General features: G+C 70.4%; 11 protein-coding genes. 5 read left to right on the forward strand and 6 right to left on the reverse strand.

Going from position 1 to position 11,540, the window contains the following annotated elements; genetic code table 11:
- Together D7Y11_RS38325 and D7Y11_RS38330 are read right to left on the reverse strand one after the other, a co-directional pair.
- On the reverse strand, positions 1–1,513 hold a 1,513-nt coding region (locus D7Y11_RS38325), incomplete at its 3' end, for a GNVR domain-containing protein (RefSeq protein WP_126936148.1).
- Positions 1,510–2,631: a polysaccharide export protein gene (locus D7Y11_RS38330; RefSeq protein WP_126936149.1), complete on the reverse strand. Its 1,122-nt coding sequence runs from the start codon at positions 2,629–2,631 to the stop codon at positions 1,510–1,512. The genes D7Y11_RS38330 and D7Y11_RS38325, both read right to left, overlap by 4 nt.
- A gap of 249 nt (positions 2,632–2,880) precedes the next feature.
- Here D7Y11_RS38330 and D7Y11_RS38335 point away from each other — a divergent pair, with 249 nt between their 5' ends.
- Both D7Y11_RS38335 and D7Y11_RS38340 read left to right on the forward strand, forming a co-directional pair.
- Positions 2,881–3,834: a GNAT family N-acetyltransferase gene (locus D7Y11_RS38335; RefSeq protein ID WP_120580593.1), complete on the forward strand. Its 954-nt coding sequence runs from the start codon at positions 2,881–2,883 to the stop codon at positions 3,832–3,834.
- Between the two features lie 26 nt (positions 3,835–3,860).
- Positions 3,861–4,727, forward strand: coding sequence for a hypothetical protein (locus D7Y11_RS38340; RefSeq protein ID WP_126936150.1), 867 nt, complete (start codon positions 3,861–3,863; stop codon positions 4,725–4,727).
- A 4-nt stretch (positions 4,728–4,731) separates the two neighbouring features.
- Here D7Y11_RS38340 and D7Y11_RS38345 read toward each other — a convergent pair whose 3' ends face one another.
- Positions 4,732–5,904: a zinc-dependent alcohol dehydrogenase gene (locus D7Y11_RS38345; RefSeq protein WP_121755678.1), complete on the reverse strand. Its 1,173-nt coding sequence runs from the start codon at positions 5,902–5,904 to the stop codon at positions 4,732–4,734.
- 168 nt (positions 5,905–6,072) lie between these two features.
- Here D7Y11_RS38345 and D7Y11_RS38350 point away from each other — a divergent pair, with 168 nt between their 5' ends.
- Complete coding sequence (locus D7Y11_RS38350) at positions 6,073–6,915, forward strand: helix-turn-helix transcriptional regulator (RefSeq protein ID WP_233607534.1); 843 nt, start codon at positions 6,073–6,075, stop codon at positions 6,913–6,915.
- Between the two features lie 156 nt (positions 6,916–7,071).
- Positions 7,072–8,187, forward strand: coding sequence for a hypothetical protein (locus D7Y11_RS38355; RefSeq protein ID WP_233607535.1), 1,116 nt, complete (start codon positions 7,072–7,074; stop codon positions 8,185–8,187).
- Positions 8,188–8,191: 4 nt separating this feature from the next.
- On the opposite strand, the gene D7Y11_RS38360 is transcribed toward D7Y11_RS38355, so the two are convergent.
- Both D7Y11_RS38360 and D7Y11_RS38365 read right to left on the reverse strand, forming a co-directional pair.
- Positions 8,192–8,596 (reverse strand): hypothetical protein, encoded by a 405-nt coding sequence (locus D7Y11_RS38360; RefSeq protein ID WP_126936153.1) that lies wholly within the window; start codon positions 8,594–8,596, stop codon positions 8,192–8,194.
- Positions 8,597–8,662: 66 nt separating this feature from the next.
- Positions 8,663–10,177 (reverse strand): hypothetical protein, encoded by a 1,515-nt coding sequence (locus D7Y11_RS38365; RefSeq protein ID WP_233607536.1) that lies wholly within the window; start codon positions 10,175–10,177, stop codon positions 8,663–8,665.
- Here D7Y11_RS38365 and D7Y11_RS38370 point away from each other — a divergent pair.
- A complete protein-coding gene (locus D7Y11_RS38370; protein ID WP_126936154.1) occupies positions 10,176–11,204 on the forward strand; it encodes a serine hydrolase in 1,029 nt (342 codons plus the stop codon). The two genes, D7Y11_RS38365 and D7Y11_RS38370, sit on opposite strands and share 2 nt — an antisense overlap.
- Before the next feature lie 7 nt (positions 11,205–11,211).
- Here the strand turns inward: D7Y11_RS38370 and D7Y11_RS43575 are convergent.
- Positions 11,212–11,540: hypothetical protein (locus D7Y11_RS43575; RefSeq protein ID WP_158642047.1), on the reverse strand; the 329-nt coding region annotated here is incomplete at its 5' end.

Consider the following 11,540-nt stretch of genomic DNA (forward strand, 5'->3'; position numbering starts at 1 on the left):
GGGACGTCGCGCGGCGGGGGCCGGTGGGGACGCTGGCGAGGACGGGCACCGCGAGCGCGGACTCCAGGGCCGCGGGGTCGGTGACGCCCGGGTGCAGTGACTTGCTCGCGAAGGCCAGCGCGACGCCGAACGCCAGCCCCAGCACCACGCTGACCGCGAACACGTCCGGCTTCGCGGGGCGCACGGGCAGGCGCGTCACCACGGGCACGTCGATGATGCGCGCGTTGGTGATGGTGCTCGACTTGAGCACCCGGTACTCCTGGGCCTTGTTGTTCAGCTGGAGGTACAGCTCGTTGGCCACCTTCACGTCGCGCGTGAGCTGGGCGGACACCCGCTCCGCGTCCGGGATGCCCTTGAGCCGGGTGTCCAGCGCGGTGCGCTCCGTGCGCAGGCGCGCCAGCTTGCGCTCCGTGGCCAGGAGCAGCGGGTGGTGCTCGGTGAAGCGCTGGCGCAGCTCCGAGCGCTCCATGGCGAGCGTGGAGATGTCCTTGTCCAGGTCCGCGCTCCGGTTGAGGACGGCCTGCACCTCCAGCCCCAGGTCCACGCCGCCCTTGCCGGCGCGGTAGTCGCGCAGCGCGGCCTCCGCCTGCTCCAGGCCCTGGCGCAGGCCGGGCAGCTGGCTGTCCAGGAACGACAGCGTGCGGCCCGCGTCGTCGCTGCGGCGCTCCACGTTGGAGCGCACGTACGTGTCCGCGATGGCCTGGAGCGTGGTGGTGGCCATCACCGGGTCGGGCCCGTCCAGGGTCAGGTTGAGCACGCCCGTGCCGGCGCCCTTCTCCCCCATGCGCAGCGTGCGCTGCAGCTCCTCCACCACCGCGAGCTTCGAGCGGCGCATCACCTGGAAGCGCGTCCCAGGCCGGGCGTGCAGCTCGGTGACGAACAGCTCCACCTCGTGCGGCGCGCGCGCTTCCGTCTGGGCGCCGGTGCCCACGGTGCCGTTGAGCACGACGCGGCCCTCCGGGCCCCACAGCGTGTACGCGCCGTCCGCCTTCGCCACGAGCGTGAGCGGCAGGTCCTCCCACTCCGCGGGCACGTTCAGCCGCTCCACCTGGAGCGTCTCCCCGCCCCAGGCGTACGAGGCCCCGCCCCACCACGGCACCGCCGCCAGGTCCGGGCCCGGGTGCGCCCGGGCATGGGCCGCGCCCACCACCGGGAAGTAGCGGGGCTCCACGCTCACGCCCAGGTGCAGCGCGTCCGCCACGCGCCCCAGGAGGGCCCTGGAGCCCAGGACCTCCATCTCAGGGGCCGCCTGGCTGGGCACGTCTGGAATCAGCTCGTCCAGCTGTCCCAGGCTGCTGCTCTTCTGCTCGATGCGCAGGATGGCATTGGCCCGGTACACCGGCGTCGTGGTGAGCAGGTACAGCCCGCCCAGGGCCAGGGCCAGGGCGACGGACGCCGCGATGGTGCCGCGGCGCTCCCCCAGGATGGCCAGATACCTGCCCAATCCCAACTCATCATCCTGCGTGCCGGGGCCTGGGCGGGGCGGCGTCACGCGTTCGGGGGTGCTCGTCATGGGTTGTCGATGATGATGGTTCTGTCTCCGATATCCACTGCCTGCCAGAGCAGCTGAACTGTTGGCTGGATTTGCTGGATGATGCGATTCCAGCGCGTCAAGTCGTGCGCGGAGACGAAGATGACGTCGCGAGGTTGTAATTGGAACTGAGTCGCCAGCAGCAGCGCGTCCGGTGACTTCGCGTCCAGCTTGAAGATGTAGGGCCGCTCGAAGCTGCCGCGGATGACATACACGCGGCCCGGGTTGGAGGTGAGCGGGTCGAAGCCCTCGGTGTCGCCAATGGCTTCCGCCAGCGTCATCCGTCCCTTCACCATCACGCGCGAGGACGGTTTTCGGACCTCGCCCAGCACGAAGACCTTGTTGCGGCTGCGGTCCGCCACGTTGACGATGTCGCCGTCCTGGAGCAGCCAGTTCTGGCTCACGTCCCCCTGTTCGTAGAGGGCCTGCAGGTCGAGCGTGAAGGTGGTGCCGCCCCGGCTGAGGGTGACGGCGCGCAGGTCCGCCTCCGTGGAGAAGCCTTTCGCCTGGGCGATGGCGTCCTGCACGCGCAGGGGCACGTCGGTGACGGGCAGGGTGCCGGGGGCCACCACCTCGCCCGTCACCTGGACCTTCTGGCCGCGGAAGCCCACCACGCGCACGTCCAGCTGGGGCTTCTCGATGACGTTCGCCAGCCGCTGCGTGAGCAGCTCCCGGATCTCCCGCAGCGTCTTGCCCGCCACGGGGAGGTTGCCCACGTGGGGGTAGAACATGGTCCCGTCCGCCGCCACGGGATTGCCTACGGCCTCCGCGGGGCGGAACTCGCCGGCGGGGATGGTGAGCTCCGGGTGGTCCCACACGATGACGCTCAGCACGTCGTGTGGCGTCACCCGGTAGTCATAGTCCGTGGCCACCCGCGCCAGCGGATCCACCAGGGGCGCGGGCCGCGCCTGCCGGCGCTCCTCCATCTGGTGGCTGAGGAGGGACGCGTCGATGGGGAGGATTTCGTAGGCGCTGTCCGCGCCAGCGTCTGCCTTTCCCGCGTAGCGCTCCCGGAAGGCATCCTCGTCCATCTGCATTCCCGGGCCCCAGGCGCATGCGCTCAGGCAAGACACCGCGGCCAACAACAGGACGTGTTTCATGGGCGGGCAATCTTCCGAAGGAAGCGTGCGAGCGTAAGCCCGAACAATGCCAAATGTCTGGAAGACGCTACGCCTCGCTGGCGAGGTGACACATGCCCTGCCCTGGGGGGCTGGAGTGGCGCGAAGCGCTGGAATCAGGACATCCGCGCTGCACCCCGGGGGGCGGTGACGGACCCCGGATCCATTCACATACCCTCAGGCTGTCTCGGGCGTTGTCGGGCCCGCTCGTTTCCGCCCGGGGGGGAACCCATGAATCCAGTGGCACCGTGGAGAGCCGTCCTCGTCCCTGACGGAGGCCAACGCGCTGTTTCGTCTGACTACTTCCGCTCCGAGCAGCACCTGCGCGCGGAAGGGGTGACGCACAGCCTCATCGTGGAGGATGGGGAGGGGCGGGCCCTCCGGGTGCCGCTCATCGTGCGGCCCATCGAAGGGACGCACTACCGGGACGCGGTTTCTCCGTATGGGTTTCCCGGGGCGGAGTTGAACGGGCTCTCCGAGGTGCCAGTGGACGGAATCGACTGGCGGGGCACGGAGCTGGTCAGCATCTTCCTGCGCGACCGCATTGGCGGGCCGTACTGCTTCGCGGGCGGCCGGCTGCGCACGGAGGTGTGTCTCATCGACCCGAAGCTGCCGGTGAAGTTCCGCAGCGACCACGGCGCGGACATCCGGCGCAACGCCCGGCGCGGCTACGTCAGCGCGGCGGTGCCGGTGAAGGACTCCACGCAGGAGCAGCGCGAGGCGCTCAAGTCCATCTACCGGCAGACCATGGACCGCAACCAGGCCGGGGAGCGGTACTACTTCAGCGAGGACTGGTTCGAGGAGGTCTTCACCTGCCCCTTCGCGTGGCTGGTGACGACGCGCGCGCCGGACGGGGCGGTGGCCTCCTCCGCGCTGGTGGTGCTGAGCGACGGGCTCCTGCACAACTTCATTGGCGGCACGGCGGACGCGTACCTGGTGCACTCACCGGCGAAGAACGAGTTCCCGGTGATGGTGGAGCTGGCGGAGAAGCTGGATGCCTCCGTCCACCTGGGTGGCGGCGTCCGGCCGGGTGACGGCATCGAGCGGTTCAAGCGCGGCTTCGCCAACGCGATGTCCCAATTCTACACGCATGACCTCATCTGCGACCCGGAGGCATACGCACAGCTGTCCCAGGGGCACGCGGGCGAGGACTTCTTCCCCGCCTACCGCGCGCCCCGTTCCTGACGTTCTTGTGTGCCTGAGGGGTTCCCATGGTCCTGTCACTTCCCCAGCTCCGCGATGTCGCGGAGGCCCGCTTCACGTGTCTCACGGAGCGGGAGCTCGCCGAGCGCCGACGAGAAGAGGGCGTTCGCGTCATCTCCCACCGGGGGCACTACTGGGAGCAGTCGGGGGCGCCCGGCTTCTTCCAGCCGGTGCACCTGCTGGCGCGGCTGACGCCGGACGAGGCCACGCCGCCCACGCCGCTGGCCTGGGGCTACCGCGCGGCGCTGACGCCGGAGACGGCGAACGTCGCCACCGGCAAGGTGCCCGTGGTGCGGCTGAAGGACCTGGACACCTATGACATGAGCCGGCTGAACTCGAACCGGCGCAGCAAGCTGCGCAAGTGCCAACGCACGGTGCGCATCGTCCAGCTCACGGGGCCGTCGCTGCTCTTGGAGCAGGGCTATCCCGTGGTGCGGGACGCGCTGACGCGCACGCAGCACAAGAAGATCCCCACGCTGGACGAGTACCTCAAGGGCCTGCGGCAGTACTTCGCGTCCGACCACTGGTGCGTGCTGGCGGGGATGGTGGACGACAAGCTGGGCGGCTACCTGGACGGCTACATCGTGGACGGTGTCGCGTATGGCTTCAGCGCCTACTACGCGACGTGGGCGCTGCCGACGAACATCTCCACCGGCCTCATCTACGAGTTCGCGCAGCTCTGCCGCAGGCTCGGGGCCCGGACGCTGGTGGGCGGACTGCATGCCCGTGAAGCGGCCCAGCTCGAACAGTTCAAGGACGAGCTGGGCTTCGTCGTGGATCCGGTGCCCATCCATTGGGGCATGAACCCGCTGGCGCGCGCCTTCATCCGCTGGCGCCGCCCGCACGCGTACTACCGGCTGACGGGGCAGGCCTGACGGGCTACGGCGTCATCACGACCTTGATGCAGCCGTCCTCCTTGTCGCGGAACTTCTTGTAGAGGGCGGGTGCGTCAGCCAGCCGGGCGCGGTGGGTGATGAGGCGCGTGGGGTCGATGGCGCCGGATTGGATCTTCTCCAGCAGCGGCCGGGTGTAGCGGTGCGTGTGCGTCTGGCCCGACTTCATGGTCAGGCCCTTGTTGACGAAGGCGCCCATGGGGACCTTGTCCAGGAAGCCCACGTAGACGCCGGGCACGGAGAGGCTGCCGCCCTTGCGGCAGCAGTGGATGGCCTGGCGCAGCGCGTGCGGCCGGTCCGTGGCCAGCTTCACCGCCGCCTTCGCCTTGTCGATGACGGCGTCCAGGCTGCCGGTGCCGTGGGCCTCGGCGCCCACGGAGTCGATGCAGCGATCCGGGCCGCGGCCGCGGGTCATCTCCTTGAGGGTCTCGTAGACGTCCTGCTTCGTGAAGTCGATGGTCTCCGCCTTGCCCCAGGACTTCGCGAGCGCCAGGCGCTCCGGCACGTGGTCGATGGCGATGACCCGGCCCGCGCCGAACATCCACGCGCTCTGGATGGCGAACTGGCCCACGGGACCGCAGCCCCACACGGCCACGGTGTCGCCCTTCTCCATCTCGCAGTTCTCCGCCGCCATGTAGCCGGTGGGGAAGATGTCGGTGAGGAAGAGGACCTGATCCTCGGTGAGGCCGTCCGGAATCTTGAGGGGACCGACGTCCGCGTACGGCACGCGCACGTACTCCGCCTGACCGCCGGAGAAGCCGCCCAGCATGTGCGAGTAGCCGAAGAGGCCGGAGGGCGAATAGCCCATCACCTTCGCGGCCATCTCCGCGTTGCGGTTGGAGCGGTCACAGAGGGAGAAGAGGGTCTTCTGGCAGAAGAAGCACTCGCCGCACGCGATGTTGAAGGGGACGATGACCCGGTCGCCCTTCTTGAGCTTCGTAACGCCGGAGCCAATCTCCATCACCTCGCCCATGAACTCGTGGCCCAGGACGTCACCGCTCTTCATGGTCGGCATGTAGCCGTCCAGGAGGTGCAGGTCGGAGCCGCAGATGGCGGTGCGGGTGACGCGGATGATGGCGTCGCGAGGGTCTTCAATCTTCGGGTCGGGGGCGGACTCGTAACGGACGTCGCCGTGGCCATGCCAGCAGATGGCTTTCATCGGGTGTGGCTCCTTGGATGGGAAGAATGGCTTTGGAGCAAAGCTGGGGACTTGGAACGTGCACGGCCAACGTTCGAGGGTTGCCGCCGCCTGGCTGGCTGGCGCTCGGAAGGGGTGAATCGGCGTCCCGGGATGCAATGGGACCCCTGGCCGATGCAAAAAGGGGGTGTGACCTCCGCACCCGTCCTCGACTTCGGCCGTTACCTGGGCACGCCCCTCCAGCGAGTGGAGGTGGAGGGGCTCGTGCTCACGGAGAGCACGTATGCACCGGGCGTCCGGTTGCCTTCCCATGGACACCGGAACGCCGGCTTCCGGCTCACGCTGGAGGGGGGCTTCACGGACGTGGTGGAGGGCCGCGCGCGGGAGTGCACGGCCCGCTCGGTCGCCTTCCAGGCGCCCGGGCTGGAGCACGCGCAGCGCATCCGGGACGTGCGCACGCGCACCTTCAACATCGACTTCTCGGAGGCGTCCTGGCGGTCGCGGAGCGCGCTCGTCGCGCGGTTGGATCCGCGGGTGGACCTGACGTCGGTGCGGCTGGCCACGCTGGGGGCGCGCGTGTACCAGGAGTTCCGGCGCGCGGATGACGTGGCGGCGTTGGCCATCGAAGGGCTGACGCTGGAGATGCTGGCGGAGGCGGTGCGCGCGTCGGCGCCGGTGCGGACTTCGGGCCCTCCGGCGTGGCTGGGGCGCGTCCGGGAGTTGCTGGACGCGGTGCGCGGGCCGCCGCCCACGCTCGCGGCGTTGGCTCGGGAGGCGGGGGTGAGCCCGCAGCGGTTGGGGCGGGCCTTTCGCCAGGCCTGGCGGTGCAGCCCGGCGGAGTACCTGCGCCGGTCGCGGCTGGAGCGCGCGGGCAGGGCGCTGCGCGAGACGGAGCGGCCCCTGGGCGACGTCGCGCTCGACGCGGGCTACTGCGACCAGAGCCACCTGACGCGCGAGTTCCGCCGCCGCCTGCACCTCACCCCGGCGGAGTACCGGCGGCTGGCGGGACGTGCATCCGGTTCCACGCGGTAGGTTTCGTCCAAGACGGCAGGGCACGGGCGGTCCTATCTCCCGGCCATGACTCTGCAATCGCATTCCTTCCGCCGCGCCGTGGCGCTCCTGTGTTCGGCGCTGATGTGGACCGCCTGCGCGGGTTCCCGGCCTGTCCCGGCGGCTCCGGAGTTGGCCGTGCGCCGCGTGGACTCCGGACGCACGCAGTGGGTGCTGCGTCCGTCGGAGTCGTACGACGCGCTGTGCCTGTTGAACCTGCTGCGAGGCGACGCGTTCTACACGCGCTTCCATCCGGCGGAGTTCCAGCGCTTCTCCGCGCTGCTGGGGGCGAGGGAGCAGGCCGCGCTCGCGCACCTCACCGAGCGGATGGCGAAGCAGGGCGGCAAGATGGTGGGGCCGTTCCTGACGCTGGTCTTCTCCGTGACGGAGGCCACCACGGTGGAGGACCTGGCGGCGACGGTGGCGGACGATGCCGCGTGGAGCCGGATGCGCGTGGACTTCCTGGCCACGTCGTATGGGAAGGAGGACGGCTTCGCGGAGATGGAGGACGTGCGCGGGGACCTGGGCGTCCTGCTGGCGTTCCTGGAGCGCGTGGAGTTCCCCCGCATCTGGCGGGCGGAGTACCTGCCTCAGGTGGAACAGGCCATCGCGGGGCTGGCGGCGAAGGTGGCGCCGCACGACGTGGTGGGCTGGGACGAAGCGGTGCTGGGCAGGGAGCTCCAGGTGGCGGCGTTGAGCGCGCACGTCCTGAAGTTCGCGAAGCCGCACGGCATCCGGGTGACGGGGTGGAACTTCCTCACGGACGCGACCTATCCCGCGGACGTCACCGTGAAGACGGCGGTGCATGAGTTGCTGCATCCGCCGTTCACGCGCGAGGGAGAACTGGACGCGAAGTTGTCCGCGCTGGAGGCGGACCCCTACTTCCAGCGGCTGGTGCGCGAGCATGACCCCGCGTTCGGCTACACCACGGCGCGCGGCCTGACGGAGGAGGACTGCGCGGAGGCCATCGACGTCTACGTCAGCGAGCGGGAGGGCCTGCTGCGCAACAGGGAGGGCCGGTCGCTCACAGGGGCGGAGTTCTTCCGCGGCCACGATGACGGCCTGCACGTCCTGGCCTTCGTCCTCTACGAGGAGCTGAAGCGCGCGGGCCCTTCACGCGCGGGGACGTACGAGGCCTTCCTGCTGGGCCTGTTCGAACGGGGCGTGCTCGAGCCCGGCGGGTTGGAGCGCCGCTTCCGCGCCTCCCCGGGGCACTACCCCGTGAAGGCGCTGGGCGAAGCGGCGGCTCCGTGACGACTCAGAAGCACTCGCGCGCGTCGGTGAAGGCCGGGCAGTACGTGTCCACGCCATTGCACGAAACGCCGCCGCACACCTTGGAGCTCAGGGGCTGCAGCGTGTAGGCGTTGAAGCCCGTGCAGCTCACGGCCGAGTTCGTCGACTCGCAGAAGAAGGACACGGTCGTAGGCGAGGGACAGTTCTTCCACTGGCCGTCGCACATCACCGCCTGGCCCTCCACGGCCTCGCAGTGGTTGCCCGAGCAGGACACCGACGTCCCGCCAGGACACGACGCCGTGCAGACGGCCATGGCCGTGACCTCGGACCCTTCCTGGGGCTGGAGCGCGTCCTCCGCCTCCATCGGTCCGCCACACGCCACCGTCTGCAGGCCCAGCACCGCCATCGCAACGAACAGGAGACGCTTCATCAGACTCCTCCGGGTTTAAGTTGGAAAACGAAATATACCGGAAGAGTCCTGCGATTCACCCTGGCATCACGGAGGGGTGTCCTGGGCGGTGGTCTTGTCCAGGCGCTCCTGGAGGGCCTTCCAGCCGCGGTTGCCCGCTTCACGCGCGCGGTCGAGCGTCTCGCCCGCGCCCTGGGCCACCTGCTCGGCGGAGAGCGCCGCCGTGCGCTGGCGCACCCGGTCCATCCAGACGAGCGGGGCGTAGAGCTGCTTCGCCCGCTCCGGGCCCAGCAGCACGGTGAGCACGTGCTCCAGGCCTCCTGCGCGCGCCAGCAGCGTCCGGCCCAGGAGCACCGTCGCGCGGGTCTGCTGGAACAGCGGCAGGCTGTCCCCGTGCTTGCGCAGGGCCTCCGCGTTGTCGTGCACCTCGCGCCGTTCTGTCTCCTCCAGGTAGGGGCTGGCCGCGAGCTTGTCCAGGGACGCCGCCGCCTCTTCGTAGCGTCCGCGCCGGGTGTGGATGAAGGCCCAGCCCCACCACGTCAGCTCGTTCTCCACGCCCAGCGTCTGGAGCGAGCGCAGCCCCTGCTCGATGTCGTCCTCGGCGGCGCGTTCGCGCTTCAGGCCCATGCGGTTCCAGGCGCGCAGGAAGTGCCCGGCCGCGAGCGCCGCCTCCCGCGACTGCGCGGGCGTGCTGTGCTGGAGGGCGGGGAAGTCTTCGGGTGGAATGCGCTCCGCCTCGGTAAGGAAGGCGGTCAGCTCCTCCTCGGCGGCGTAGTGGTAGCCCGCCTGGCAGAAGGCGACGCCCCGGCTCGCCTGGACCGCGGCGCGCAGGGGCGCGGGCCATTCAGGGGTGGGCGTGGCGCGCGACAGTTCGTAGAAGGCGAGCTCCGTGGCGGGGATGCGGTCGGACTTCTCCGCGGCGTCCAGCGCCAGCAGGACCGCGGCGAGATAGGCGTGCTCCTGGCCCGCGTCGTAGGACGGCAGGGGCAGGGTCTCGCCGGAGGCCCATCGGTTCCACAGCAGGGGGAACTCGTCCTCGTCGCGCGTCTGGAGCGTCTTGCGCGCCTTGTAGAAAGCGATGCCCAGGTCCAGGTACGTGCGGGCCGCCGCGCGCGTCGCTTCGTCGGTGATGGGCTTGTCCGGCAGCGCGCGCGTTTCGGCGAGTGCCTTCCAGAGCATGGCCACCTCCTCCGGGGCCTTGGGGTCCCCGTCCGCGCGCACGGTGAGCTTGAGCGCGCGGTAGGGCACGAGCGCGACGGAGTCACGGAGCCGTTGATCAATCTCCGCGCGTTCCTTCGCGGCGCGCTCGGCGTCCGTCTTCTGGCAGCCGCCGCACGCGGTGAGTCCCACGAGGAGGAGGGCGGCGATGCGGTTGCGCAGCCCCCGGTGTGCACGGACGGAGTCCTTCATGGCCGCGCACGGTAGCACCGGCTCCTCGTGGAGGAAGCCTGCCTCCCCACCGAGGGGGCTAGGGTGCGCGGAGGCGTATTGCTCCGGCGTCGTCACCAGCCGGTGTCCCAGGGCTCGCACGGTGATGCCTGACAGAACCGCATCCGGAAGGCTTGCCTCACCGGGCGGCGGGCCCGTAAAGCGCCACTCCATGTCGAACCCTTCCGACCTCCTCCACGCGGAGCTGCGGTCCTACCTGCGCGGCTACCCGACTGCCTCCGTGTGCGCGGCGATGACGTGGCGGGGCGCGCTGCACGTCGAGGGGCTCCGGGGCAAGGGGACGCCTCCGGCCACGGACGCCCTCTTCTCCCTGGGGGCGCTCACGGAGGTCTTCACGGCGGCGCTCCTGTCGGTGATGGCGGAGCGGGGGGACGTGCGGCTCGACGAGCCCCTCGGGAACATGATTCCCGCGTCGCTCTTGAACGACGAGGTCGCGCAGCGCATCACTCTGGAGCAGCTGGCGACGCACACCTCCGGGTTGCCGCACCTGCCGCCGAACCTGGGCGTGGCGCCCGCGAATCCGGACGACCCGTTCGGGCACTACTCCGCGAGCCTGTTCGGCGAGTTCCTGCGCAACTACCACCCCCGGCAGCCCCCGCCGCACCCGTCGTCCGAGTCCTTCCTGGGCATGGGCGTGCTCGGCCACGCGCTCTCCCGGCGCATGGCGCTGAACTACGGGCACCTGATGCGGGACGTGCTCTGCAAGCCCATGGGGCTCGTGGACACCACGGCGCGCGTCACGGAGGAGCTGGCCCCGCGCCTGTTGCAGGGCCACACCGCGAAAGGCAAGCCCGTGCCGCCGTGGACCTTCCCGGCGCTCCCGGGCGGCGGCGCGATGCACTCCACGGTGGGGGACGTGATGCGCTTCCTGGAGACGAACCTGGGGCGGGGCGAGACGTCCTTCACGAAGGCCCTGTACCGGATGCAGGCGCCCCGGGTGAAGGCCGGGTCCTTCCAGCGCGGCCTGGGATGGAATGTCTCCCAGGTGCGAGGGAAGGACGTGGTGTGGCGCTCGTCGGTGATGGGGGGCTACGTGGGCTTCATGGGGCTCAGCATCGCGGCGGACGCGGCCGTGGTCATCCTCGCGGACCACGGCTGGTCGCTGTTCTCCGCGCTGCGGGGGCGCGTGCCCCTGGAGGCGCCGGGGCTCGCGTTGATGTCGCGGTTCCTGCCGCCGTGAGGGGGCTTCAGGGAATGGTGAAGCGGTAGAGCTGGAAGCCGCCCGAGGACGCCATCTCGAAGTCGCGCACGTTGCGTGGGGCGCCGGTCTCGCTGCGCTGCGCGAGCTTGAAGTCGCCGGTGCCGTTGCTGGCCTGGAAGCGGAACTCGTACGAGCCCGGTTCGGTGGGCAGCGAGGCCGCGGACATCTTGGTCACGGCCAGGTTGGCGAAGCCCGGCAGCGTTTCACCGTCCGGGCGGCGCACGGAGCCGATGGCGCGCAAGAAGGGCGAGCCGCCGGTCAGGATGAGGTACTGCGGGTCCGCGGTGCGCGCGGGCTTCGCCGGGGCGGAGGGGG

This window comes from Corallococcus sp. AB018, assembly GCF_003986945.1.
GTDB lineage: Bacteria > Myxococcota > Myxococcia > Myxococcales > Myxococcaceae > Corallococcus > Corallococcus exiguus.

Bases quoted from the DNA above. Each gene is read 5' to 3' on its own strand.
- D7Y11_RS38330 (WP_126936149.1), bottom strand. From the start codon at position 2,631: ATGAAACACGTCCTGTTGTTGGCCGCGGTGTCTTGCCTGAGCGCATGC.
- D7Y11_RS38335 (WP_120580593.1), top strand. From the start codon at position 2,881: ATGAATCCAGTGGCACCGTGGAGAGCCGTCCTCGTCCCTGACGGAGGC.
- D7Y11_RS38340 (WP_126936150.1), top strand. From the start codon at position 3,861: ATGGTCCTGTCACTTCCCCAGCTCCGCGATGTCGCGGAGGCCCGCTTC.
- D7Y11_RS38345 (WP_121755678.1), bottom strand. From the start codon at position 5,904: ATGAAAGCCATCTGCTGGCATGGCCACGGCGACGTCCGTTACGAGTCC.
- D7Y11_RS38360 (WP_126936153.1), bottom strand. From the start codon at position 8,596: ATGAAGCGTCTCCTGTTCGTTGCGATGGCGGTGCTGGGCCTGCAGACG.
- D7Y11_RS38370 (WP_126936154.1), top strand. From the start codon at position 10,176: ATGTCGAACCCTTCCGACCTCCTCCACGCGGAGCTGCGGTCCTACCTG.
- D7Y11_RS38365 (WP_233607536.1), bottom strand. From the start codon at position 10,177: ATGGAGTGGCGCTTTACGGGCCCGCCGCCCGGTGAGGCAAGCCTTCCG.